The sequence below is a fragment of the Microbulbifer variabilis genome (genome assembly GCF_052467165.1).
The window spans coordinates 4,033,903-4,058,736 of sequence record NZ_CP174301.1 but is presented as its reverse complement, the minus strand read 5'-3'; the positions used below and the strand labels follow the sequence as shown (position 1 = coordinate 4,058,736).

Sequence of the window (24,834 nt, the reverse complement as noted above, 5' to 3'; positions counted from 1 at the left end):
ATAAAAATACACTGGTCGCCAATCTGGGCGGTCGCGCATTGTTGGTGTGAGTCATCTCACATCTTAAATATTGAATGATTATTGCCTGGGTAGGACCTGGGTCGAAGAGAGGAGAGGGCCATGGCCAGGGGGATCAACAAAGTAATTCTGATTGGTAATTTGGGTAATGATCCAGAGACCAAATATATGCCGAGTGGCGGTGCGGTCACTAATGTGAGCTTGGCAACCAGTGAGAGCTGGAAGGACAAGCAGACCGGTCAGCAGCAGGAGCGCACTGAGTGGCACCGGGTGGTATTCTTTAACCGCCTGGCCGAGATTGCCGGTGAGTACCTGCGCAAAGGCTCTAAGGTGTACATTGAGGGCTCTCTGCGCACCCGCAAATGGCAAGATAAGAATACTGGTCAGGACCGTTACACTACCGAGATTGTTGCCAGTGAAATGCAGATGCTCGACGGCCGTGGGGAGCAAGGAGGTTTCGGACAGGGTATGGGAGGTGCCGGAATGGGTGCTGCTGGCATGAGCGGCCAATCTATGGGCGGTAGCCAGGGTGGCTACGAGCAACAACAGAGTGGTTTCCAGGGCGGTTATCAGCAGGGAGGTCAGGATTCCTTTGCTCAGGGGCGCACAGCGCCATCACCAATGGCACCGTCCAGCAAACCGCAGCCGCAGCCTAACCAGGGGCCAGCGGGTGGTTTCGATAACAGCTTTGACGACGATATTCCCTTCTAAGCCCATCCAGTGTCTGATCTACATACCGGTTATAAGCCGGACACGGTAGCGGTCATTACTGCTGGTAACGATATCGACAGCGCTCTGCAGAAACGCCTGCAGCGCGCTGGCTTTCGTGTTCAACAGCTTTTACCCGCAGAGCTCGACCAGCTGCGATCAAGCTCGATTGTTATCAATGCCTCGGCCTGCGCAGACAGCCAGGGCATGCCAGAGTCTCTGCAGGTGGCTAAGCAGCTCGCGAGAGGACTCTGTCAACATGTTATTCACCTTTCCTCTTATCAGGTATTCGCTGGAGGTGAACAGCGGAGATATGATGAGGATGAAGTGGCGGATCCACAGGCTCGAAGTGGTCGCCAGTGGTTGGCTTGTGAGCGTGCCCTGAGTGGATTAGAAAACCTGACTATCCTGCGATTTGGCTGGATGGTGGATAGCAACCTGGAAGCCCTGCTTGCGCGGGTATTACGGGGCTTTATAACTGGTGAACCGCTCGAACTGGATGGTATCAATAACGGTAATCCGGTTACTGTTCTCGATTTGTCTCGTGTGACGGTAGCGATAGCACAACAGCTAGCCAGTGGTGCCTTTGCTCCAGGGGTTTATCATTACGGAAGTTCAGACAGCTGCACCGCTATAGAGTTTGCGTTAGAGGTTGTGGAGCGGGCACAGTCATTTCACGATGAAGAGCGGTTTGTGCAACTCAGTGCATTAGAGGATTCTGGTCAAAAGGATCGCAGTGTTGTGCTGGCCTGTGGAAAATTGAGGGATGTGTTTGGCATTCAGCAGCACAGCTGGCGCCAGGGGCTCACCCGACAGGTAGAGCTTTGGTTAGAACGTTTGGGTGCAGAAAAGTCTGGTTAGGTTTCTATCAGCAAAGATAAAAAAGGCGCCTATATGGCGCCTTTTTTTGTTTAGATCTTGTCGAATACTAGGCAGGCGTTAGTACCACCAAATCCAAAACTATTAGACATGGCCCGCTTGATCTCACTGTCGCGAACTTCGGTCACCAGATCCATACCCACAGCTGCAGGGTCCAGATTCTCTACATTGGCAGATGCAGCGATAAAGTTGTTTTGCATCATCAGTAGACTGTAAATCGCCTCTTGTACGCCAGCGGCGCCGAGGGAGTGGCCTGTAAGGGACTTGGTAGAGGCAAATGCTGGAACTGTGTCACCAAAGACTTCACGCATAGCCTTCAATTCAGCCACGTCTCCAACTGGGGTTGAGGTGCCGTGGGTATTAATGTAATCCACGTTACCTCTCAGTCCTTTGCCGTCCATTCCCGCTAACGCTTGTTGCATACAGCGGGTTGCACCCTCACCACTGGGGGCGACCATATCGTAACCATCAGAGGTTGCGCCGTAGCCGGTCAGCTCGGCATAGATGGTGGCTCCACGGGCTACAGCGTGTTCCATTTCTTCCAATATCAGGCAGCCGCCGCCACCGGCGATAACGAAGCCATCCCGGTCGGCATCGTAGGGACGTGAGGCCTTCGTTGGGGTATCGTTATATTTGCTCGATAGGGCGCCCATTGCATCAAAAAGGTGAGTCAAACTCCAGGCTAGCTCCTCACCACCACCTGCAAAGACAATGTCTTGCTTACCCATCTGGATCAGCTCGGCTCCATTCCCTATACAGTGCGCACTGGTGGCACAAGCGGAGGAAATGCTGTAGTTCACTCCCTTGATCTTAAATGGGGTGGCTAAACAAGCGGAAACGGTACTGTTCATTACCTGAGGCACCCGGTAGGCGCCCACGCGCCTTACGCCCTTTTCCTTGAGGGTATGGGCCGCATCAATAATTTGCTGGGTGGATGTGCCGCCTGAGCCCATCACAATACCTGTGCGCGGGTTGGATATCTGATCCTCCTGCAGGCCTGACATATCAATGGCCTCTTGCATGGCTATATATGCGTAGGCGGCTGCATCACCCATAAAGCGGAGCTGCTTTCTATCGATATGTTCCTTGAAGTCGATATCGACCTGGCCCGCTACCTGGCTGCGCAGGCCGAGCTCCCGGTACTCATCCTGAAAGCGGATTCCGCTGCGTCCTTCTCTCAACGAGGCGGTGACTTCTTTTGTATTGGTGCCGATACAGGATGTAATACCCATTCCGGTAATGACTACCCGACGCATAGTGGTCTCCAGCATAGCTTGTCGGTAGAGGACTACATGATTTCTACCGACAATGGTTTACGGTGTGTTTAAAAATTATCGGTACGGGTAAATAAGCCTACGCGAAGATCCTTAGCTGTGTAAATTTCACGGCCGTCTACAGCAACGGTACCATCGCCAATTCCCATAACAAGCCTGCGCTCAACAATGCGGCTCATCTGGATGTGATAGGTGACTTTCTTGCTGGTGGGCAAAATCTGACCGGTAAATTTGACCTCGCCACAGCCGAGTGCGCGACCGCGTCCAGGGTTACCTTTCCAGGCCAAAAAGTAGCCGAGTAGCTGCCACATTGCATCTAACCCGAGACAACCGGGCATTACCGGATCGCCTGGAAAGTGACAATCGAAAAACCAAAGGTCGGGGTGAATGTCCAGTTCCGCAATCAGTTCTCCCTTACCGAAGGCTCCGCCTTCCTTTGAGATATGTGTGATGCGATCCAGCATCAGCATATTGGGAGCGGGCAGTTGTGCATTGCCAGGGCCAAACATCTCGCCCCGGGAGCAGGTCAGTAGCTCCTCTCTGCTATAGGTGCTTTTTTGAACAAAATTACTCATTTTTTCCCCGTTGGTGGGTGGTTACGCAATCCATACTGGGCGTTTTTGTAAGAGCGGGCATTCTAAGGGCTCTGTGTCGCTTGTCTAGTCGGTCAGGGCTGTTTTTGTGACTGGCGCTGGAATTGCTTTCACAATCTTAGAGCATTCAGTAGTAGATTTTATGGTCCAATAGGGGATTTTAGCGTCATTATCTGTAAGTGAATGGCCCTAACAACTATGATAAGTTGCCGGCCAAGCACTGGGTGCGCTCGTTTCAAAATTATGGGGGAGCATAATGCTCAAGAAATGTTTATTCCCGGTTGCCGGTTACGGCACCCGCTTCTTACCTGCTACGAAAGCCATGCCCAAAGAGATGCTGCCTCTGGTGAATAAGCCACTGGTGCAGTATGGCGTAGAGGAAGCGATAGAAGCCGGGCTGACGGAAATCGGCTTTGTCACTGGTCGGGGCAAGCGCGCCATCGAAGATCATTTCGACACCAATTTTGAGTTGGAACACCAGATAGCGGGTACTGGTAAGGAACGATACCTTGATTCCGTTCGCAAAGTCATTGATAGCGCCAGTTTTTCCTATACGCGCCAGGGAGAAATGCGCGGTTTGGGGGACGCAATTCTTCAGGGGCGCCGCTTGGTAGGGGACGAACCATTCGCTGTAGTGCTGGCAGATGACCTGTGCCTGAATGAGGAGTTAGGCGTACTTGCGCAGATGGTGCAGTTATACAAGCAGTTTCGCTGCAGTATTGTTGCTGTCGAAGAGGTGCCTACTGAACATATCCACAAATTTGGTGTGATTGCGGGCAATGAGATCAAGCCCGGTTTGTACCAGGTTACCGATATGGTGGAAAAGCCGACGGCCGAAGAGGCGCCAAGCAATAATGCGATTATTGGTCGCTATATTCTGACTCCAGATATCTTTGACCTGATACGCGATACTCCTCCCGGCAAGAATGGAGAGGTACAGATTACCGATGCGCTGCTAGCCCAGGCCCGTCAGGGCTGCGTTTTGGCCTACGCATTTAAGGGGCGCCGATTTGATTGTGGTTCGGTTGAAGGCTTTATCGAAGCTACGAACCATGTCTATGAGAATGTTTACCTGCCCAAGCAGGCTGCCCAGGAGAAGAAGTAAGTGGCTGAGCTTACCTGTTTTAAGGCCTATGATTTACGCGGTCGTGTGCCGGAAGAGTTAAATCCAGATGTTGCGTATCGTGTGGGGCGTGCTTTTGCCCAATTCCTCGGAGCGCGACGGGTTGTAGTTGGGCATGATATTCGTTTGACCAGCCCTGAACTGACCGATGCTCTGGCGAATGGTTTACGCGATGCCGGTGCTGACGTATTTCATATTGGCGAGTGTGGCACTGAAGAAGTTTATTTTGCCACTTCCCATGGGGATTTTGATGGCGGCATCTGTGTAACCGCGAGTCATAACCCTATGGATTACAATGGTATGAAATTTGTCCGTGCAGGAAGTAGTCCAATTAGTGGCGATACTGGTCTGTTGGATATCAAGCGATTGGCAGAGCAAAATAACTTTGCCTCAGCACCAAGGCGAGGTGATCTATATCGCTTTGAACACCGTGTCGATTTTGTAAAACATTTGCTGTCTTATATCGATAGCACGGCTTTGAAGCCACTCAAGCTAGTGGTAAATGCTGGTAATGGCGGCGCTGGTGCAGTGGTTGATGCCTTGGCACCGCATCTGCCATTTGAATTTGTACGAGTACACCATCAGCCGGATGGTAACTTCCCCAATGGTATTCCCAATCCAATTTTGCCGGAAAACCGTGCAGCGACTGCGGAAGCTGTGAGAGAGTGTGGTGCCGATTTCGGGATTGCCTGGGATGGCGATTTCGACCGCTGTTTCTTCTTCGATGAAAAAGGTGAATTTATCGAAGGTTATTATGTGGTAGGCCTGCTTGCAGAGGCATTTTTGCTCAAAAATGATGGTGCGAAAATTGTTCATGATCCACGCCTGCTGTGGAATACCGAGGACATTGTCCATGCCGCTGGCGGGGAGCCCGTGCAGAGCAAGACCGGTCATGCATTTATCAAAGAGCGCATGCGTAAAGAAGACGCTATCTATGGCGGTGAAATGAGTGCGCACCACTATTTCCGTGACTTTGCTTACTGTGACAGCGGTATGATCCCCTGGCTTTTAGTGGCAGAGCTGGTAAGTCGCAGTGGTAAATCTTTGTCTCAGTTGGTGAGTGAGCGTATGGCTGCTTTCCCCTGTTCTGGGGAAATTAATTCTAAGGTGAAGGATGCCGCTGAATTACTAAAAATGGCCGAAGCAAAGTATGCTCCGGGAGCTGAGAGCGTTGAGCATGTAGATGGCTTGAGTGTGGCTTATCCCGATTGGCGCTTTAACTTGCGTATGTCCAATACCGAGCCCGTAGTACGCTTAAATGTTGAGTCCCGTGGGAATGAGGCGCTAATGCGTGAAAAAACTCAAGAGCTTCTTGATTTAATTCGCGCTTGAAAAAGATAGAGTAAATACAGTAGTTAAAATTTAAGAGACCTGTTTAAGGTCAGTCAAAAATTTGGCTGGCCTTCCCTGCCTAAATTAATAATATAATTACTAGTAAATAAAATTTCATATTTTAATCTGTTGTCCCGTAAGTCTAAAGCGGGCGGATATTTCTGGTAATAGAGTTTTGCATGGTATTTAAATATTGTGCATAAATTTTCCACCGTTCATGGACGCATGCAACAATTGCTGTCGCATAGACCAAATATTCATACTGATGCCTGTTCAATTTGAACCGTCCAAATGACCTTCTGACTTTACCAAAAAACCAAAGCTTCCTTTGTTGATTACAACTGTATCCAGTATTTTTTTGCAGCTATAGGGTCCTTAGTATACATAGAGGAATATTGTGTATTTGCAAAATTAAAAATTCCAGCTTATTGCTGCAAGGATTGTTGTCATGCAGGAATTTGTAATCCACTACGTATGATGAAGTTAATTCACCTCTAGTGATCACAAGGTTATTTTGTGGGAATATTTCAGGTGCTAATCTAAATTGATATAGGGCAGTGGATGGCCTCATAATTTTTCTTCTGGGTATTTTCCATTGGAGGAAACTTTGAAGCTGTTTTCCTTCAAACTGATGGTGCTAAAGTTTCGTTTGGTATTTATGGGCCAAAAATAATAAATGCCTAAATCTTTGATATGGCTAAGTTTTTGGTCCTGCTTATTTAATTTTTCGGATAAGTAGTGCAATAGCTTGGCTACAAATGGCGGTGTTGCATTTATAGGGAAGTAACCTGGCTCGATTTTTGTAAAACTGTGATTAAGAGTTATAGAGGCTGCAATTTGGAGGATGACTCTTTAATTCGCAACGTATTGTTACAAATATTGCCCACCTTGTAAGTGAGGGGAGTGCACTCAGGTATGGGGAGTACTTATGTTCCTGGAGGCGTATTTGAGTGATAGGGCCACTAACTAATATAGTTGGTGGCCCGGCTGCTGTGGCTAAAAGTGCTATACGCTTCTCTCTACGGCAAAGCTGGCCAGTTGTTGCAGAGCCAGCTTTTGTTCGCAGTTGGGTAGGAACTCCAGCTGCTCTTTAGCGTTGTTAACAGCGGCACGTGCACGCTCCATGGTGTAGTCCAGGGCGCCGCAGGCTTCAATCGCGTCGACTATCTCGGATAGTTTTTCCGCGCTGCGTTGCTCTATCGCTTCTTTTACCAATTGGGCCTGATCTTTGCTGCCATTGGCCATGGTATAGATTAGTGGCAGGGTTGGTTTGCCCTCCGCCAGGTCGTCACCTACATTTTTCCCAAGTTCTTCTGGGTTGCCACGATAGTCGAGAGCATCATCCACAAGTTGGAAGGCAAGGCCCAAGTGGCGGCCATAGAGTTTCAGGGCCGTTTGTTCCCCGTTGGTGCAGTTAGCCATTACGGCGGCAGTTTCACAGGCGGCTTCAAACAGGGCGCCGGTCTTCTTGTGGATAACCGTAAAGTAATTGTCCTCGCCCACCGCGGGATCACCAGCATTTACCAGCTGCTGAACCTCACCCTCAGCAATAGTATTGGTGGTGTCGGAGAGGATTGCCATGATATCCATATCCCTGAGGGCTACCATCATCTGGAAGGCGCGGGAATAGAGGAAGTCCCCCACTAGCACGCTAGGAGCATTGCCCCATTTTGCGTTAGCTGTGAGGCGGCCACGACGCATGTCGGATGTGTCCACCACATCATCGTGCAGTAATGTGGCGGTATGGATGAACTCGATGATAGTCGCGAGGTCAATGTGGCTCTCCCCCTTATAACCACAGGCACGTGCACAGAGAAGCACCAGAAGAGGGCGCAAGCGCTTGCCGCCGGCTTCGACCAGATAGTGCCCTATGTTTTCCACCAGAGGAACGTCCGAGTGCAGTTGATCGAGAATGCGCTGGTTGACCGCGGCAAAGTCTTCGGCGGCGACCCGGTGAAAAGGCAGCATGTGAGAGTTCCTTATACGACTAGACTGGCGCCCCCCGGGGCCCGGGCAGCAAAGGGGCGCTATTGTATCAACCCGACGAATTGATTAGAATCTGCGCCCCGTCAATTGCGGGCTTCATGTGGCTATTCAGCTGCTTTGGGGTCGTTTGGCGAATATAGATGTTAAACAACACGGCGCAAGCTCCCGAAATGCGGAGCAGTGACTCAATAGTCCTCCCGCTGCTTCGTGTCGTCCATATCGGAGCATAGAAATATGTACGCTGTTTTTGAGAGCGGTGGTAAGCAACACCGTGTAGAAGAGGGCGAAGTTCTTCGCCTGGAAAAGCTGGAAGTAGCTACCGGCGAAACCATTGATTTCGACAAAGTGCTGATGGTCGTTAATGGCGACAAGATTAACATCGGCGCTCCCGTTGTAGAGGGCGCTAAAGTATCGGCTGAAGTAGTGAGCCACGGCCGCGGCGAGAAGGTGAAAATCATCAAATTCCGTCGTCGCAAGCACTCCATGAAGCGCCAAGGCCACCGTCAGTGGTATACCGAAGTCAAAATCACTGGCATTAAGGCATAACAGAGGAGTAACGACTCATGGCACATAAGAAAGCTGGCGGTAGTACGCGAAATGGTCGCGATTCCGAGAGTAAACGCCTGGGCGTGAAGCGCTTTGGCGGCCAGTCTGTAGCAGCAGGCAATATCATCGTTCGTCAGCGTGGCACCAAATTCCACGCAGGTATTAACGTTGGTATGGGCAAAGACCACACCCTGTTCGCCACTGCGGACGGCGTTGTGAAGTTTGAAGTTAAGGGCCCCAACAACCGCAAGTTTGTTTCTATCGAAACTGCTTAAGCGGTCATTAGCCCAAGCTTCATAAAAAGCCCCGCTATTGCGGGGCTTTTTTGTTGGAAAAGTCGCAGAAAAGCGGCGGCGGGAAGTTAGGGTGGCAGGTGCCCACAGGGGGCGGCTTGTCGGCTGGTATGATGATAGGGGTGCGCGGATGCGCGTACCGGATAAGGCAACCGCTATAGCGGTGGAGAGATTATGAAGTTTGTCGATGAGGCGCCCATCGTTGTCCAGGCAGGTAAAGGCGGTAACGGTTGCTTGAGCTTCCGTCGGGAGAAGTTTGTAGAAAAAGGAGGCCCGGATGGCGGCGATGGCGGCGATGGCGGTTCCGTTTACCTGGAAGCCGATGATTCCCTCAATACCCTGGTAGATTACCGCTATCAACCTCGCTATGCAGCTGAAAGTGGACAGCCGGGCCGCGGGCGCAACTGTACGGGGGCCAAGGGAGAAGACCTGGTACTGAAAGTCCCCGTGGGAACCACTGTGATTGATGTGGATAGTGGCGAAGCGGTCGGCGACATGACTGAGGCCGGCGAGCGCCTTCTGGTTGCCCAGGGCGGCTTTCACGGTCTGGGTAATACTCGCTTTAAGTCCAGTACCAACCGCGCTCCCAGGCAGACAACAAATGGTACTGAGGGGGAGGTGCGCAGTCTCAAGCTGGAGCTGAAGGTTCTCGCCGATGTAGGCATGCTTGGACTCCCCAATGCGGGTAAATCCACCTTTATTCGTGCAGTTTCCGCAGCCAAGCCCAAAGTGGCCAATTATCCCTTTACTACCCTGGTACCTAACCTCGGTGTGGTACAGGTGCAGAAGCACCGAAGCTTCGTGATTGCCGATATTCCCGGCCTGATTGAGGGGGCAGCAGAGGGGGCGGGTCTTGGGATTCGCTTCCTCAAGCACTTGACCCGCTGTCGTGTGCTGTTGCACTTGGTGGATTTGGCACCATTTGATGGTTCTGATCCGGTGGAAAATGCCCGAGCTATTGAGCATGAGCTCTCCAGCTTCAGTAAGACACTGGCTGGACGTGAACGCTGGTTAGTACTGAACAAAACTGACTTGGTACCGGCGATAGAATTGGAGGAGCGTTGCCAGGCAATTGTAGATGCGCTGGGTTGGACCGGTCCTGTTTTCCGTGTGGCAGCAATCCGCAAAGAGGGCACTGATATCCTCAGTGGTCGTCTAATGGATTACCTCGAGGAGCGTCAGGAAGATGAGGACCGTGACCCTGAGTTGGCGCAGGCAGAACTGGAGTCTCAGCGCCAGATGCAGCGTGAGGCCCGTGAGCGTATTGAGGAGTTGCGTGAGAGCCATAGGGCTAAGCGCAAGGCAGCCAGGGAGCATGTGGATGATGATGAGGATTGGGATGACGATGAACACGATGTCGATATTGAGTATCGCCCCTGAGTTATCTCATTTGGCAAAGTCCCTCCTGAGCTGCCCCAGGTTCTAATTATTGTGGGCTTCTGAATAATTAAAATGGTTTAAATGACCCTTAGGGGCGATATCCAGGGGGGAGCATGGGCTCTAAATCAGATTCCCGTCGTGAGCTGGCGAATAGCCAGCGCTGGGTTGTCAAGATTGGTAGTGCCCTTTTGACCGATAACGGTCGAGGTGTAAATAGCGTGGCTATCTCTGCCTGGGTTGAGCAGATAGCCGAACTGCGACAGCGTGGTATTGAGGTGGTACTTGTATCTTCTGGCGCCGTCGCTGCAGGTATGGATCGTTTAGGTTGGGGGCGAAGACCGGAGTCTATTCATCAGTTGCAGGCCGCTGCGGCGGTGGGGCAAAGCCATTTGGTGCAGGTTTATGAGCAGGCTTTTGGGCGCTTTGATTTACGCAGTGCACAGATTCTGCTGGACCATGATGACCTTTCCAACCGTACCCGCTACCTCAATGCACGTAGCACCCTGAAAACCCTGCTTTCTTTGGGTGCCGTGCCCATTGTCAACGAAAACGATACGGTGGTCACCGATGAGATTCGTTTTGGTGATAACGATACGCTTGCTGCACTAGTCGCCAATCTAGTGGAGGCTGATACGCTGCTGATTCTGACGGATGCGGATGGGCTGTTTACTGAGGACCCCCGTGATAATCCCCAGGCGGAATTAATCGAGAAGGCCTCTGCCCTGGATCCTAGCTTGCTGGCTATGGCGGGGGATTCGCGCAGTGGGCTTGGGCGCGGTGGCATGACTACCAAGGTGCGCGCTGCGCAATTGGCGGCTCGCTCCGGTGCCTGTACCGTGATAGCTGGTGGGGCACAGGAAAAAGTAATCATGCGTACATGGGCAGGGGAGTCTCTGGGTACCCTGTTGTTGCCAGACGCTGATCCTTTAACAGCTCGCAAACGCTGGCTCGCCGGCCAGCTGCAGGTGCGCGGTACCCTGGTGCTCGACAGCGGGGCGGAAAAAGCTCTTTGTGAGAGTGGCGGCAGCTTACTGGCGGTGGGGGTGACTGAAGTGGAAGGGCGTTTCCAGCGGGGGGATCTGGTTTCCTGTCGCAGTGGTGAAGGGCGGGAAGTTGCCCGCGGGCTGGTCAATTACGATAGCAGTGAGAGTGCCAGGATTCTTGGCCGGGCATCGGAGAAGTTTGTTGAGTTACTCGGTTACCGCGATGATGATGAGTTAATTCACCGGGATAATCTGATCTTGCTTTAGAGTTAAATGGCAGACACAAAAAAGCCCCGCAACGCGGGGCTTTTTTGTGTCTGTTGCCTAAAGAATTAGGCTGCCAGAGCTTTAACCTGTGCGTTCAGGCGGCTCTTATGGCGAGCGGCTTTATTCTTGTGAATAATGCCTTTGTCTGCCATGCGGTCGATAACAGGTACCGCTTCTGCATATGCAGTTTTTGCTTTTTCAGCGTCGCCTGCATCGATGGCCGCAACTACCTTCTTGATGTAGGTGCGCACCATGGAGCGCAGACTGGCGTTATGCATGCGGCGCTTGTCGTTTTGGCGCGCGCGTTTCTTCGCTTGAGGTGAGTTGGCCACCGGTTGCTCCTGTCTGGAATCTGTAAATCTGTAACTAACAGGCCCTGGGGCCCGATCGGGACGCGACATTATCCCCACAGTTGGTTGTTTGTCAACCATAGCCGGTTGCGTCTTGTGGATATGGCTAGAAACTCTGATATGTGTCAGCGGTTTGGTAGCTTAAGGCTGAACTCTACGCCGCTGTTATCGGTGCGGTTGCGAGCCTGCAAGCGACCGCAATGATAGTCAGCGATTAGCTTGGCGATATGTAATCCGAGACCAAGGTGGCCTGCATTATCACCATCCTTGCGCACAGACACGAGGGAATCGAATAGTTTGTGTGCATAGCCGCTGGGTAGCAGTGGGCCATCATTGCTCACCGTGATCAGATAACTGTCATCATATGTGTGAGCGGACAAGTGGATATCACTGCCTTCCGGGGCGAAGCTACAGGCATTGTCTACCAGTTTGTCCAGTAGTTGCGCAAGTAACTCCGGGGCGCCGTGACAGTGTAACTCTCCCGGGGGCTTATCCAGCGTGAAGTGGTGTTTAGGGTGAGCATCGCCATAACACTGGACCATAACTTCAAGGAGGTCGGCGAGATCAAACGTTTCGCGCTCAGCTTGATGGATACTGGCCTCGAGGTTGCTCGCGGCAGAGAGGCTGTTGAGGATGCTGGAAAGGCGTTCACTGCCGTCTAATGCGCGCTCAGCGTAGCGGCGGCTGTGGGAATCCAGTTCGCCAGCAGTAAGGTTATCCAGGGAAGAGCGAACTACAGCCAGGGGTGTGCGCAGCTCATGTGAGAGCTTGCTGGCTAATGTGCGCAGGTACTGATGATATTGGTCCAGTTCACCGAGCAGGCTGGCAAAGGCGCGATTTAGGGCGCCCAGCTCATCGCTGGCCTTTGAATGAGGGAAGTTACCGCGCAACTTGCCGCTTGCGTCTACGGCGTGGCGTGCGGCGCGGTTCAGTTTGCGTATACGCCAGGATAGCCAGCTGGCATAGCCAAGTAGAAACATCAATGCAGTGGCTGCGGCAGCACAGCTAATCAGCCAAAGCCGGTGGGCAGCGCCCTCTGTCATGGACTGTATGGCTTCGCCGGATTGAAGCACCAATACCCGACCTAGCATTGGTCGCTCGATTACTTCGTCGGCTCGAGTGACAACCGGGACGCTGACAACACCAATGCGTGACTGTAGGGGACCGCCAAACCACTGCTCTTCGATATCGCGGTTAGGTGCATGACTCAATGGCAACCTATCCACAGGTAGTGGCGGTAAAGTTTCCCGCGCCAATAACTTGCGGTAAATCCAGCTGCGCAACCAGGGAGTGGTGGTTACCTTCTCGGAGGGCTCTGGCTGCAGCTGCCCGCTGCTTGCGAGAAGGAATCCTTCGTTATCCACTACGGCTAGGCGCAGACTCGGGCGGGCAAAATGATCCAGCTCGGCCTGTAGTTGAGGCAGGGGGGCTGTCAGGCGACCGGGCTGTCCATCGGAGGGCAATGTGCTGGAACTGCGAACAGGCGCTACACCGTCACTGCGGTTGCGATCCAGGATGCGAATTGAAAGGCCTCCCTGAGTTAGATCGTAGGGAAGGGTTAATTCGAGCTGGTAGCCATCAGGAGAGGAGGTCCAGCGTCCGCGCAGGCGCAGCTCACGTTCGTATCGCCCCTCTCTTGGATTATGCCACATGGCGCTTGTGGTGCCCCGGCTTGCCACTGGCAATATGTAATGCCGGCCACCAGTGAATAGTTCGACAGTATCACCACCGGCCAGCAGGCCGGTTCGGGGGTCGCGGTAAGCCGGCGTGGAGTCACTGACAGTCAGAAGCATGAAAACCTGTTCGCTATATTGCCCGAAGGTTACCTGTGCCAGCGGGTTAAGCTTTTCGTCGAGTAGCTCTCTGGGTTTCAGGCCCAAGGGGCGCCAGTCATCGCCATAGCCATCGACCATAGGGGGCTGTGAAAGCGGGTTTAGGTAGAGTTGAGCGCCAGGAGGGCGAGCGTGGCGCAGGGGATCAGGGGCAATCAACTGCGGTGCACTGGCTAAACGGGCGGCAATTGCCGCGGCGGTCGCTTCTAGTGCCTGTAACTGTCCCTGCGCCAGGGCCGCATCCACTTGGCGCAGATACTGGCAGCCGGCCCATGGAAGGGCCAGGGCGACAAGGCTGACAAGCAGGAGTTGGCGGCGAAGCTTCATGGGCGGTGCTCTTTAAATCTTATGCGCCGAGGCCAAAATTATTAAAGTTGCCAGCGATAACCCATACCGTAGGCAGTGCCAATGGAGTTGAACTCTCCGTCCAGGGTCTGGAACTTGCGGCGAATACGCTTCACATGAGACGTGATGGTGTTGTCATCCAGAACCACTCGCGCAGCTTCCATAAGTTGGTTGCGCGACTTGACGTGCCCGGGTCTCTTAGCCAGTGCATGGACTATCCAGAATTCAGTAACGGTCAGGTCTACTGGCTGTCCATCCCAGTGGCAGTGAAGCCTGGATATATCCAGATCCAATTTACCTTGGGTCAGGCTCTCCCCTTGATCACCTTGGTCTCGCAGAACACTCACCCGGCGTAGCAGCGCGTTGATGCGTGCCTGCATGTGCGGCAGAGAAATATCCTTGGTCAGGTAATCGTCGGCACCGAGGCGCAGCCCGGAGATAATATCCAGCTCCGAATCTCTGGCTGTAAGAAACAGGATTGGCAGGCTAGGTGCCATGGCTCGTAACTCGCGGCACAGTTCGAACCCACCCTCCACTTCGCTGCCTAGGCCGACATCGATCACAGCGAGGTCCGGCAAACGCTGGCGAAAGGCATCCATAGCCTCAGCTCTCGCACTATAGAGATCGACCCGATAACCGCTGCGGCGCAGAGCGTCGCGATAATTTTCGGCGATAACGCGTTCGTCTTCGACAATGGCGATAGTTGCACTCATGGCTGATTCCGGCTGCTTCCTTTTTATGGTTGAGAATCATGCACGAAATTGCGGGTTATTGGCAAAAAGGCGGGCGTAGATCGCCCGCAAGCACAACAGGGTTTCTTTGGAGGGGGGGCAGGTGAGCGTATTTGTAATCCGCCCACCTGATACCAGTGCATTTTATATCTTGACTTACGATAGCGGATTTACAGTCCGCTAGGGCCCGCCGATGCAGGTTCAGAAACTGCCGGCAACAGATTCCGGCATAGAGAAACGGATGTCTACCCGGCGTTCCATCGCATAGGCATCTACATCGCCACGAGTCGCCTGGGAATAAGTGGAGCCCATAGCGCGGCGATTTATACGGGAGGCGTCGATACCCAGAGATACCAGAGCCTGTTCCACACTCAGGGCGCGCTGGTCTGACAGCACGTTGTTGTAGCCATCACTACCCCGAGGGTCGGCATGGCCCTCCAGTTGAATTTGCAGGTGCGGGTGGCGCTTGAGGAAATCGGCCATGGCACCCAATTGTTGGAGTTGGCCCTCCTGAAGCTCGTCTTCTCCGGTGGTAAACAGCATTTGGAATTGGAGGGAATCCAGTGCCAGTTGGCTGGCATCGTTCGCGGACAGTCGAGCCGCATCCAATTGCTGTGCCAGGTTGCTGAGCCCTGCACGGCTCTCTGTCAGTTGTGTTGCCAGCATATCTGCCTCGTCTGCTTGCTTGATCTGCTCGCCGAGCCAAGCCCCGCCGAGTGCTCCAGCGATAAATCCAACCGGTCCACCAACGGCTGCGCCGGCAACCGCTGCTGAAGTAAAGACCGTGGCCTGTTTGGCCGGGGTCAGATTTGATTCATTGTGTTCCTTTGCCTGGGCACCGGAAGCGATCAGGGAAGTCAGGGCTGCTACCAATAACGCTTTTTTCATTGCTTTTCTCCTTGGGGGCTTTTTTTCTTACTCGTTGGGGTCGGGGTGTTCCCGGCCCGTTTGAGTGTTATTAAAAAGCCTCATGGAGGCGCTGGCGTGGCGCTGCAGTGGCAAACTGCAGAGCAAATATGGCGAAATGTGGCAGGTGGCCAAGTGGCCAGTTACAGCAGGCGACGGTAGCGCCGGTCGCGAGGTGAATCCACTCGAACTCGGACTCGCCGGGGACGGGGACCGCGCATCACTGCTATATAGAGCACAATCGCCAGTGCCAGAGCAATAATTAAAGCGTTAATGGTCATCCTTTATCTCCCCGCGCCACCTGATCCGTGGGACGCGTGACTAGCTCATTGCTAGTATAGGCTCGCAGGCACTATGTCGTAGGGCCGCGGACTCCTCCTGATCTTCCAAAGTTACTGTTGAATTGCGGTAGACTTGCCGTCCAAATGATCCTACCTATTGCCAGGAGTTGAAGTTTTGTCCCAGCAGCCCCCTGTTCAGCAGCAACCCGTTGAAAAATCTGGCGCCTCGCGACTGCTGCGTGGTAGCTCAGTGGTTGGCGCTGCGACAATGCTGTCACGGATTGCCGGTCTGGCGCGGGATATGGCTCTGGCCCGCTTTGCTGGGGCGGGAGATGCCGCCGATGCCTTCTTTGTCGCTTTCAAAATTCCCAACTTCTTTCGTCGCCTGTTTGCTGAGGGGGCATTTGCCCAGGCGTTTGTGCCAGTACTAGCTGAATACCGCCAAAAAGGGGGAGTAGCGGCGGCAAGGGAGCTGAACGACAGGGTTGCCGGTGCTCTGGGTGGAGTGCTGCTGCTAGTGACCCTGTTTGGGGTGCTGTTCGCGCCAATAGTGACGGGTATTTTTGCTTTTGGTTGGTGGTGGGACGGCAGTGAACGGGAGAAGTTCGATCTAGCTGCAGATATGTTACAGATTACTTTTCCCTACCTGATGCTGATTTCCCTCGCCGGATTTACCGGCGCAATCCTGAATACCTTTGACCGTTTTGCGATTCCAGCACTGACTCCGGTAATGTTGAATTTGGTATTGATCGGGGCTGCGACGGTGGCCACTTCCTGGTTTGATCCGCAAATCTTGGCGCTTGCCTGGGGGGTGTTTGTGGCTGGAGTTGTGCAACTACTGTTCCAGTTGCCTTTTCTGGCCCGAGAGGGTTTGCTGCCAAGACCCAAATGGGGTTGGAGTCATCCCGGGGTGCGCAAGGTCCTGCGCCTAATGGCTCCGGCCATATTTGGGGTTTCGGTTACCCAGATCAGTTTGGTTTTGGATACACTGCTGGCGTCATTCCTTCCCAGTGGCAGTGTATCCTGGTTGTACTTTTCTGACCGCCTTACAGAATTGCCTCTAGGAGTATTTGGGGTTGCCGTGGCCACGGTGATACTGCCGAATCTCTCTCGCCAGCACAGTGATGGGGACCCTCGCCGTTTTCGACACACCCTCGACTGGGCATTACGCAGCGTCACTCTGATCTCCCTGCCTGCGGCAGTAGCCCTGATTGTACTGGCTGAGCCCTTGCTGACCACGCTGTTCCAATACGGAGAGATGCAACCGCGAGATATGCAGATGGCGGCTTGGTCCCTGCGCGCCTATGCCATGGGGCTCTTGGCCTTTATGTTGATTAAAGTTTTGGCACCCGGCTACTTTGCACGCCAGGATACTTATACTCCAGTTCGTTTTGGGTTAATTGCGATTTCGGCCAAGATGGTTTTGAGCCTCTTATTTGTCATTCCGCTGAATCACTATTTCAAGCTGGGTCATATGGGGCTGGCTCTTGCCACTGCCTGCCAGGCGGCTATTAATGCTTGGCTATTGTACAAGGGGCTGCGCAGGGATGACGTCTATACCCCTGAAGCCGGTTGGGTGGGTTATTTGTTGCGCCTTGTAGTAGCGAATCTGCTCATGGTGGCAGTATTGCTCGGGGTGCTGCATTTCTGGAGCGATTGGAGTGAGTGGGGTTGGTTTACTAGGGCTTGGCGTATGGGCCTGCTGGTTGCGGCTGGAGGCCTGACTTACCTCCTGGTGCTGCTTGCATCGGGCTTGCGCCCGCGCCATTTCCGCGCGACGAGTTAAGGTCTTCAGGCGTAAATGTCTTTGTCCGGCGGTAAATATGAGCGACCACTGGCCGCCAAGTGGGAATCCGCTATACTGTGCGGCTCGATTTTGTGAGGATGGGAAGATCGTTTTGGCCCAGGAGCGCGAACTAATCCGCGGGTTGCACAACCTGCGCCCCCGCCACCGGGGAAGCGTGGCGACGATCGGCTCGTTCGACGGTGTGCATCTCGGTCACCAGGCAATAATTTCGCAGTTAGGGCAGCGTGCGCTGGAACAAGGTCTGCCCTCAGTGGCGATTATTTTCGAGCCTCAACCCCACGAATTTTTTTCTAGCGATAAAGCCCCCGCGCGACTGATGCGTTTTAAGGAAAAAGTGCTGGCGCTATTCGAGGCTGGTGTCGACCGAGTTTTGTGTCTTCAGTTTAATGAAACCCTGCGCAACCTCAGCGCCGAGGCATTTGTCCGGCGTATACTGCTCGACGGACTGGACATTCGCCACCTGGTAGTTGGCGATGATTTCCGTTTTGGCTGCGATCGCAGTGGCGATTATGTTCTGTTACAAAAAATGGGGGAGCAGCACGGGTTTACCGTTGAAGATACGGCAACCTTGGAAATACGTGGGGCCCGGGTTAGCAGCACCCGCATCCGTGAGGCCCTGCAGCGGGGGGATTTTGAGCTGGCACAGGCACTACTGGGCAAACCCTACCGGATTACCGGCCGGGTTGCCCCAGGTCGCGCCCTGGGACGTCAGTTGGGCGCGCCTACAGCCAATGTCCGCTTGCGCCGCTACCGCTCCCCATTGGTGGGAGTTTATACGGTTCGTACCACTGCCACTGACGGTAGAGATATGGCCTGTGGATATACGGAACTGGATGGCGTAGCGAACGTAGGCTTCCGCCCGACAGTCGAAGGTGAAGGTGCCAGGCCGCTACTGGAGGTTAACCTGTTCGACTTTAGTGGCGATCTATATGGTCGTGAATTGGCGGTAGAGTTCTGCCATAAATTGCGCGATGAGGAAAAATTTGCCTCTCTGGATATCCTCAAGGCCCGCATTGCCGAGGATATTGATAATGCCAAGTGTTGGTTCGAGCAAAACCCCCGAAAAACTGACAAGAAATAATTTATTTTCTACTAGAGCTGAAGTAGACACCCAATGACTGATTATAAAGCGACCCTGAATTTGCCTGAGACCGACTTTCCCATGCGTGGCAACCTGCCGCAGCGTGAGCCGGCAATTCTGAAAAAATGGCAGGACAATAAGCTCTATGAAAAAATTCGCGAGGCACGTGCCGGGCGTGAACAGTTTATTCTGCACGATGGCCCTCCCTATGCGAATGGTGACATCCATATTGGTCACTCAGTCAACAAAATTCTCAAAGACATTATTATCAAGTCGAAAACCTTGAGTGGTTTTGATGCTCCCTATGTTCCGGGGTGGGATTGTCACGGCCTGCCGATCGAGCACAGGGTAGAGAAAAAAATTGGTAAGGCCGGCACCAAGGTAGACTTTAAGACTTTCCGCCAAAAGTGCCGCGAGTACGCTGCCAAACAGGTGGAAGGGCAGAGGAAAGATTTCATTCGCCTGGGGGTGTTCGGCGAGTGGGATAACCCCTACCGCACTATGGATTTTCAATTTGAGGGCGATATTATCCGCGCCCTCGGACGTGTGGTGAAGAACGGCCATTTGGCACGCGGCTTCAAACCTGTCTACTGGAGTGTTGTGGGTGGCTCAGCCCTGGCAGAAGCGGAAGTGGAATACCAGGATAAAACTTCCTACTCCATTGATGTTTGCTACCCAGTGAGTGAGGAGGCCGCCCTGGCTATTGCGGACGCCGCCGGTGGCCATGCCGGTGACGGTCCTTTATCTGTGGTTATCTGGACAACGACACCTTGGACCCTGCCTTCGAGCCAGGCTGTTTCTGTGAATGGTGAGCTGGAATACGTGGTTGTTCAGACTGGCGATCGCCGTCTGCTGGTTGCTGAAGCCCTTCAGGAAACTGTACTGAGCCGTGCCGGTTTGAAGGGTGAGGTGGTTGGTCGTATCCGCGGTGCGGCTCTGGAGCACTTGAAAGTACATCACCCCTTTTACGATAAGTTACTGCCGATCGTCCTTGGTGATCATGTTACAACGGATGCCGGTACCGGCTGTGTACACACGGCACCGGATCACGGGCCGGACGACTTCCAGGTGGGTAAGCGCTATGGTATCGAGACTCTTAATTACATCGATAATAACGGTGTATATCGCGATAGTGTGCCGTTGTTTGCCGGTGAGCATGTCTACAAGGTTGACGATAAAATTGTCGCCCTTCTAAAGGAGCGTGGTGTACTACTACACCAGGATAAATTGGAGCACAGCTATCCGCACTGTTGGCGTACCAAGACCCCACTGATCTACCGCGCGACGCCCCAGTGGTTTATCAGTATGCAGCAAAACGATCTACTGGAGCAGGCACAAAAAGCGGCTGATGACGTGCAGTGGATACCCGGTTGGGGTAAAGCCCGTATAGACGCCATGCTGGACGGTAGCCCGGATTGGTGTATTTCCCGCCAGCGCACCTGGGGTGTGCCGATCGCGTTGTTTGTGAATAAAGAAACCCATGAGCTGCACCCAGATACCCCAGCACTAATGGACAAAGTCGCTGAGAAGGTAGATGTTGCAGGTATGGATGTCTGGTTTGACCTGGATCCCAGTGAACTGCTGGGTGATGACGCCGATCAATATGAGAAAGTGACAGACACTCTCGATGTGTGGTTCGATTCAGGTGTAACTCACTACGCTGTTTTGGAGCGCCGTGAAGGACTGCGTTTCCCTGCTGATCTGTATCTGGAGGGCTCTGACCAGCATCGCGGATGGTTCCAGTCCTCCCTCAAGACCTCTATCGCCATCAGCGATTGCGCCCCCTACAAGCAGGTGTTGACTCATGGTTTCACCGTGGATGCCCAGGGACGCAAAATGTCAAAATCTATTGGCAATACCGTTGCGCCCCTGGATGTGATTAACAAGCTGGGTGCTGATGTTCTACGACTGTGGGTGTCGGCCACGGATTTTAGTGGTGAAATGGCTGTCTCCGATGAGATTTTAAAACGCACAGCTGATTCCTATCGCCGTTTGCGCAATACGGCGCGCTTTTTCCTATCCAATCTGGCAGGTTTTGATCCGGCAAAAGATTTACTCCCTGAGGAAGAGCTATTGGCTCTGGACCGCTGGGCTCTCGACAAGGCAGCGCGCCTGCAGGATGAGATCCTGGTTGCCTATGACAACTACCAGTTCCACCAGATTTATCAGAAGTTGCATAACTTCTGCGTAGTGGATATGGGCGGTTTCTATCTGGATATCATCAAGGATCGCCAGTACACCACCAAGGAAGACAGTGCCGCGCGCCGCTCTGCTCAAACAGCCCTTTATCATATTGTGCAGGCTTTTGTACGTTGGATAGCCCCTATCCTTAGCTTTACTGCAGAAGAGCTTTGGCAATTCATTCCTGGTGCCAATGCCGATAGCGTATTTATCGAAGAGTGGTACCCATTGCCTAAACTGCCGGCTGAGGCAGGTAAGAGGGCGGATTATTGGGCTGCTATTGCCGAGGTAAAAACAGCGGTTAACAAGGTGCTGGAGGAACAGCGTGGGGCTGGCGCCATAGGTGGGTCCCTGCAGGCAGCGGTGACCCTCTATGCGAGTGATGACCTGCGCGAGAAATTACTGGAGTTGGAGAATGAGCTGCGTTTTGTGCTGATTTGTTCCTCTACTTCGGTTCAGCCTCTCAGTGATGCGGCCGGTGCTGAAGCCACCGAAATGGAGAGTTTAAAGGTTAGCGTAAGTAAGGTTGATCACCCCAAGTGTGCGCGCTGCTGGCATTACCGTGCTGATGTGGGCGGAAACAGTGATTACCCGGATATTTGTGGGCGCTGCGTGGAAAACGTAGCTGGCGAAGGTGAGGTGAGGCACTATGCCTAAGTCCAATCTTCTTCTAGGGCACCCCTGGCGTTGGTATTGGCTGGCGCTGGTGGTGGTGGCTCTGGATGTGGTTACTAAAGTATGGGCTGTGGATATGTTTATGCACGGCCCGGCGATGCAGATAATCCCGGGCTTACTGCAATTTACCTATGCAGAAAACTACGGTGCAGCTTTCAGTTTATTGGCTGACGCTGGAGGTTGGCAGCGCTGGTTCTTTGGCATTATCGCTTTGGGCTTTAGTGTTGTGGTTACTATCTGGTTATGGCGACTGCCCTCTAGGAAACGTTGGGAACCCTGTGCCCTAGCGCTGATCCTTGGCGGTGCTCTGGGTAATCTGTGGGACCGTATTTTATTGGGCTATGTGCGAGACTTTATTTCCGTTTATTACGGCAACTGGCACTTCCCAGTATTTAATGTAGCGGATATGGGTATCAGTATCGGCGCGGCCATGCTGGTTATCGAGCTGCTTTTTTTTGCGGAAAAAGACAGCGATAAAGCAAAAAATAATGCGGAAATTTAATAAACTATGAGCAATAGCGTTATCGGCGAACATAGCCGGGTAACCCTACATTTCAGCCTGAAGCTGGATGATGGCACCGAAGTGGACTCTACGTTTAAAGGCGATCCTGCTTCCTTTAGCGTTGGGGATGGGAGTCTTCTACCGGGTTTTGAGAAAGCCCTATTTGGCCTCAAGGAAGGCGATGAAGCTGAAATTGAGATTCCACCCGAGTTAGGGTTTGGCCAGCGTAACCCCGCGAATATGCAAAAGGTGCGTCGTGATAGCTTTTCCCCAGATATTGAGCTTGAAGCGGGTTTGGTTGTGTCTTTTGACAATGGCAGTGGTGAACTCCCCGGCGTTATTCGTGAGATTGGTGAAGACGAAGTGACAGTTGATTTTAATCATCCACTGGCAGGACAGACCCTTAATTTCCACGTAAAAATTATTGCGGTGGACTCAATCCAATAAATATTGGGCCGGGTTTCACGCTGAGCTGATTATCTAGAGAGTATTGAAGTAAAGATGCAAATCCGACTGGCTAATCCCCGCGGTTTCTGTGCCGGAGTCGATCGTGCGATAGATATCGTCAATCGAGCCCTGGATGTTTTTGGTGCGCCCATTTATGTTCGCCATGAAGTCGTACATAACAAGTTTGTGGTTGAAAGCCTGCGCGAGCGCGGTGCCGTGTTTGTGGATGAGCTGTCGGAAGTACCGGACGATGTTATCGTTATCTTCAGTGCCCATGGAGTATCCAAAGCGGTGCAGGGGGAAGCGGAAAGCCGTGGACTTCGCGTCTTTGACGCCACCTGCCCACTGGTTACTAAGGTGCATATTGAAGTCAGCAAGTTCAGCAGTGACGGTGCTGAGTGCATATTGATTGGCCATGCCGGACACCCGGAAGTTGAGGGCACCATGGGCCAGTATGATAATACGACCGGGGGTGCAATTTATTTGGTCGAAGATGAAGAGGATGTGGCCAGATTGCAGGTTAAAGATGAAAACAATCTTACCTATGTTACCCAAACAACACTCTCGATGGACGATACCGCAAGAGTAATTAACGCCCTGAGACTACGCTTCCCCAACATTCGTGGCCCACGTAAAGACGATATTTGCTATGCAACACAGAACCGCCAGGATGCAGTCAAACAACTGGCTCTGGAAAGTGACTTGGTGTTGGTGGTAGGAAGTCCCAACAGTTCTAATTCTAATCGCTTGCGTGAATTGGCTGAGCGATGTGGTGCTACTGCTAAGTTGATTGATGGAGCGGCAGATGTCGATGCCAATTGGCTTGTTGGTAAGCAATCCATTGGTATCACTGCCGGCGCCTCCGCTCCAGAGGTATTGGTACAAGAAGTGATCACGAGGCTGCAAGAACTTGGGGCTAATCTGCCCGAAGAGATGGATGGGTGCGAAGAGAACATCCGTTTTTCCCTTCCCAAAGAGCTGCGTTAATACGCAGCTCTTCCATTTCTCAGCCCTCTTGTTTTTAACTGCCCGCCCGTCGCTTTAGTGAAGCCGCCTGTCGGCAACTGACCAAACCCTCGACCCCATCGCTCAAAGCATAATGATAAATTGATATACATACGTTATAGATAGCGTTTAGCGATATTGATATCTGGCCGTCTAGCTTCTAAGCACCCCGTAAGGTAATACATGCCTAGAGTGGTGTAGCCGTGTGTAGTCGATGCGGTTTGTCTTTATTAATTGAAGCGAGCTACTGGTATTGAAATTATCGATTCTACTGGGCCACAAGCCTGTTTTTAAAGGTAAAGCAGCATGAATAATCCTGAAGGAATGCAGGGTTTCACCCTGATTGAGCTGATGGTTGTAGTTACTGTGCTAGGCATAATTGTCGCCGTTGGAGTTCCGTCCTTTAGCACGCTTATAGATAACAATCGTATGTCAACAATGACAAATGACTTGAGTAGTACTTTGCAATATGCACGTTCTGAAGCTGTGCGGCATAGAGGTGCAGTTCAGGTATCGGCAATTGATGGTGATGTAAAAGATGGCCTCAGAGTCTGGATTGATGTTGATGGGAATGGTGCTTTTGGCAGCGGTGACACGGAGTTGCGGGTTTTGGAAGTTGATCCAGCAATGATCACGCTTGCCGCAGAGTTAAATAGCGGTGCGTTGAAAAATGTAGCTTTTTCATTTAATGCCCGAGGTGAGAGTAGCTTGGTAAGCCCATTAATGCTTAGTCTTTGTGATGATCGAAAAGGAGATTATGGTCGCCAATTGGAGCTATTAGCTTCTGGGGCATTACGACTAATAAAGCCTGCTGACTGCAGCGGAGGGTCTGCCAATGCATAAACAAAACGGCGCAACATTAATTGAAGTTCTGGTATCTGTTTTAGTTCTCGCAATTGGTTTGTTGGGATTAGCCTCGACCCAAATGATGAGTCTAAAAAATGGTAATGGTTCGCATCATCGTTATATGGCAGCTCTGGCAGCACAGGAAATTATTGAGCGGATGAGAGCTAATCCCACCGGCTTTAAGTCGGGGGATTATGATAGTTCCGATATAGGTTCGAGTGTTGGTAGTTCCCCAGATTGCAGTAGTGGCTGTCAACCCTCACAGCTGGCAGGCTTGGATTTATATGAGTGGGGATTATTACTTTCCAATAACCTACCCAGCGCGACAGGGGAAATTGTAAGTAACGGGGGGCAAGTTACGGTAACTATCAACTGGAAGGAACAGCATACAGGGGAAGATTATGCTGGTAGTAAAGCTGATTTAGATGATGCGATTTTTGAAATGAGCGTGGAGCTGTAAATT

At 52.4% G+C, this 24,834-nt stretch carries 24 protein-coding genes; 16 read left to right on the top strand and 8 right to left on the bottom strand.

All coding sequences use genetic code 11. The features are described 5' to 3' along the window. The first annotated feature begins 120 nt into the window (after nucleotides 1-120). Both ssb and ACJJIP_RS18065 read left to right on the top strand, forming a co-directional pair. On the top strand, nucleotides 121-729 hold the full coding sequence (ssb, locus tag ACJJIP_RS18070) for a single-stranded DNA-binding protein (RefSeq protein WP_020411420.1): 609 nt from the start codon (nucleotides 121-123) through the stop codon (nucleotides 727-729). A gap of 9 nt (nucleotides 730-738) precedes the next feature. Next, complete coding sequence (locus tag ACJJIP_RS18065; RefSeq protein ID WP_020411421.1) at nucleotides 739-1,587, top strand: sugar nucleotide-binding protein; 849 nt, start codon at nucleotides 739-741, stop codon at nucleotides 1,585-1,587. 50 nt (nucleotides 1,588-1,637) lie between these two features. On the opposite strand, the gene fabB is transcribed toward ACJJIP_RS18065, so the two are convergent. Both fabB and fabA read right to left on the bottom strand, forming a co-directional pair. Then, a complete protein-coding gene (fabB, locus tag ACJJIP_RS18060) occupies nucleotides 1,638-2,861 on the bottom strand; it encodes a beta-ketoacyl-ACP synthase I (RefSeq protein ID WP_444945748.1) in 1,224 nt (407 codons plus the stop codon). A 68-nt stretch (nucleotides 2,862-2,929) separates the two neighbouring features. Continuing rightward, on the bottom strand, nucleotides 2,930-3,454 hold the full coding sequence (fabA, locus tag ACJJIP_RS18055) for a 3-hydroxyacyl-[acyl-carrier-protein] dehydratase FabA (RefSeq protein ID WP_020411423.1): 525 nt from the start codon (nucleotides 3,452-3,454) through the stop codon (nucleotides 2,930-2,932). Between the two features lie 274 nt (nucleotides 3,455-3,728). Here fabA and galU point away from each other — a divergent pair, with 274 nt between their 5' ends. Further along, nucleotides 3,729-4,577 carry a UTP--glucose-1-phosphate uridylyltransferase GalU gene (gene galU, locus ACJJIP_RS18050; RefSeq protein WP_020411424.1) on the top strand — a complete coding sequence of 283 codons (849 nt, stop codon included), beginning with the start codon at nucleotides 3,729-3,731 and terminating at the stop codon, nucleotides 4,575-4,577. Then, nucleotides 4,578-5,927, top strand: a complete 1,350-nt coding sequence (locus ACJJIP_RS18045) for a phosphohexomutase domain-containing protein (protein ID WP_020411425.1) — start codon at nucleotides 4,578-4,580, stop codon at nucleotides 5,925-5,927. It abuts the gene before it with no gap. A 1,005-nt stretch (nucleotides 5,928-6,932) separates the two neighbouring features. Here the strand turns inward: ACJJIP_RS18045 and ACJJIP_RS18040 are convergent. Further along, nucleotides 6,933-7,895 (bottom strand): polyprenyl synthetase family protein, encoded by a 963-nt coding sequence (locus ACJJIP_RS18040; RefSeq protein WP_020411426.1) that lies wholly within the window; start codon nucleotides 7,893-7,895, stop codon nucleotides 6,933-6,935. Nucleotides 7,896-8,147: 252 nt separating this feature from the next. Here ACJJIP_RS18040 and rplU point away from each other — a divergent pair, with 252 nt between their 5' ends. The 4 genes from rplU (at nucleotide 8,148) to proB (ending at nucleotide 11,382) form a co-directional block, all read left to right on the top strand. Then, nucleotides 8,148-8,459 (top strand): 50S ribosomal protein L21, encoded by a 312-nt coding sequence (gene rplU / locus ACJJIP_RS18035; protein WP_020411427.1) that lies wholly within the window; start codon nucleotides 8,148-8,150, stop codon nucleotides 8,457-8,459. 17 nt (nucleotides 8,460-8,476) lie between these two features. Continuing rightward, nucleotides 8,477-8,734 carry a 50S ribosomal protein L27 gene (gene rpmA / locus ACJJIP_RS18030; protein WP_020411428.1) on the top strand — a complete coding sequence of 86 codons (258 nt, stop codon included), beginning with the start codon at nucleotides 8,477-8,479 and terminating at the stop codon, nucleotides 8,732-8,734. Nucleotides 8,735-8,926: 192 nt separating this feature from the next. After that, a complete protein-coding gene (gene cgtA / locus ACJJIP_RS18025) occupies nucleotides 8,927-10,132 on the top strand; it encodes an Obg family GTPase CgtA (protein ID WP_444902272.1) in 1,206 nt (401 codons plus the stop codon). A gap of 113 nt (nucleotides 10,133-10,245) precedes the next feature. Further along, nucleotides 10,246-11,382, top strand: a complete 1,137-nt coding sequence (gene proB, locus ACJJIP_RS18020) for a glutamate 5-kinase (protein ID WP_444945747.1) — start codon at nucleotides 10,246-10,248, stop codon at nucleotides 11,380-11,382. Nucleotides 11,383-11,447: 65 nt separating this feature from the next. Here the strand turns inward: proB and rpsT are convergent, their stop codons facing one another. From rpsT to ACJJIP_RS17995, 5 genes are all read right to left on the bottom strand, one after another. After that, nucleotides 11,448-11,714, bottom strand: a complete 267-nt coding sequence (gene rpsT / locus ACJJIP_RS18015) for a 30S ribosomal protein S20 (RefSeq protein ID WP_020411431.1) — start codon at nucleotides 11,712-11,714, stop codon at nucleotides 11,448-11,450. Between the two features lie 143 nt (nucleotides 11,715-11,857). Then, nucleotides 11,858-13,891 carry an ATP-binding protein gene (locus ACJJIP_RS18010; protein ID WP_444945746.1) on the bottom strand — a complete coding sequence of 678 codons (2,034 nt, stop codon included), beginning with the start codon at nucleotides 13,889-13,891 and terminating at the stop codon, nucleotides 11,858-11,860. Between the two features lie 41 nt (nucleotides 13,892-13,932). Next, nucleotides 13,933-14,622: a proteobacterial dedicated sortase system response regulator gene (pdsR, locus tag ACJJIP_RS18005; protein ID WP_020411433.1), complete on the bottom strand. Its 690-nt coding sequence runs from the start codon at nucleotides 14,620-14,622 to the stop codon at nucleotides 13,933-13,935. Between the two features lie 219 nt (nucleotides 14,623-14,841). Then, a complete protein-coding gene (locus ACJJIP_RS18000) occupies nucleotides 14,842-15,528 on the bottom strand; it encodes an OmpA family protein (RefSeq protein ID WP_020411435.1) in 687 nt (228 codons plus the stop codon). Nucleotides 15,529-15,689: 161 nt separating this feature from the next. Next, nucleotides 15,690-15,827 carry a hypothetical protein gene (locus ACJJIP_RS17995; RefSeq protein WP_157533299.1) on the bottom strand — a complete coding sequence of 46 codons (138 nt, stop codon included), beginning with the start codon at nucleotides 15,825-15,827 and terminating at the stop codon, nucleotides 15,690-15,692. 175 nt (nucleotides 15,828-16,002) lie between these two features. Between ACJJIP_RS17995 and murJ the strand changes: the two genes are divergently transcribed. The 8 genes from murJ to pilV all read left to right on the top strand — a co-directional run bounded on the left by murJ (nucleotide 16,003) and on the right by pilV (nucleotide 24,831). Then, complete coding sequence (gene murJ, locus ACJJIP_RS17990) at nucleotides 16,003-17,613, top strand: murein biosynthesis integral membrane protein MurJ (protein WP_444945745.1); 1,611 nt, start codon at nucleotides 16,003-16,005, stop codon at nucleotides 17,611-17,613. A 37-nt stretch (nucleotides 17,614-17,650) separates the two neighbouring features. After that, complete coding sequence (gene ribF, locus ACJJIP_RS17985) at nucleotides 17,651-18,715, top strand: bifunctional riboflavin kinase/FAD synthetase (RefSeq protein ID WP_444945744.1); 1,065 nt, start codon at nucleotides 17,651-17,653, stop codon at nucleotides 18,713-18,715. 33 nt (nucleotides 18,716-18,748) lie between these two features. Further along, the gene (gene ileS, locus ACJJIP_RS17980) at nucleotides 18,749-21,553 is read left to right on the top strand and encodes an isoleucine--tRNA ligase (RefSeq protein ID WP_444945743.1); all 2,805 of its coding nucleotides are present in this window, start codon (nucleotides 18,749-18,751) and stop codon (nucleotides 21,551-21,553) included. Further along, a complete protein-coding gene (gene lspA, locus ACJJIP_RS17975) occupies nucleotides 21,546-22,073 on the top strand; it encodes a signal peptidase II (protein WP_020411440.1) in 528 nt (175 codons plus the stop codon). The genes ileS and lspA overlap by 8 nt, the downstream gene beginning before the upstream one ends. 6 nt (nucleotides 22,074-22,079) lie before the next feature. Further along, on the top strand, nucleotides 22,080-22,520 hold the full coding sequence (fkpB, locus tag ACJJIP_RS17970; protein ID WP_020411441.1) for an FKBP-type peptidyl-prolyl cis-trans isomerase: 441 nt from the start codon (nucleotides 22,080-22,082) through the stop codon (nucleotides 22,518-22,520). A 54-nt stretch (nucleotides 22,521-22,574) separates the two neighbouring features. Next, nucleotides 22,575-23,507: a 4-hydroxy-3-methylbut-2-enyl diphosphate reductase gene (gene ispH, locus ACJJIP_RS17965; protein WP_353377132.1), complete on the top strand. Its 933-nt coding sequence runs from the start codon at nucleotides 22,575-22,577 to the stop codon at nucleotides 23,505-23,507. Nucleotides 23,508-23,831: 324 nt separating this feature from the next. Beyond that, the gene (locus ACJJIP_RS17960) at nucleotides 23,832-24,368 is read left to right on the top strand and encodes a GspH/FimT family pseudopilin (RefSeq protein ID WP_444945742.1); all 537 of its coding nucleotides are present in this window, start codon (nucleotides 23,832-23,834) and stop codon (nucleotides 24,366-24,368) included. Next, complete coding sequence (gene pilV / locus ACJJIP_RS17955; RefSeq protein WP_353377134.1) at nucleotides 24,361-24,831, top strand: type IV pilus modification protein PilV; 471 nt, start codon at nucleotides 24,361-24,363, stop codon at nucleotides 24,829-24,831. Before ACJJIP_RS17960 ends, pilV begins: the two co-directional genes overlap by 8 nt. Nucleotides 24,832-24,834 lie beyond the last annotated feature (3 nt).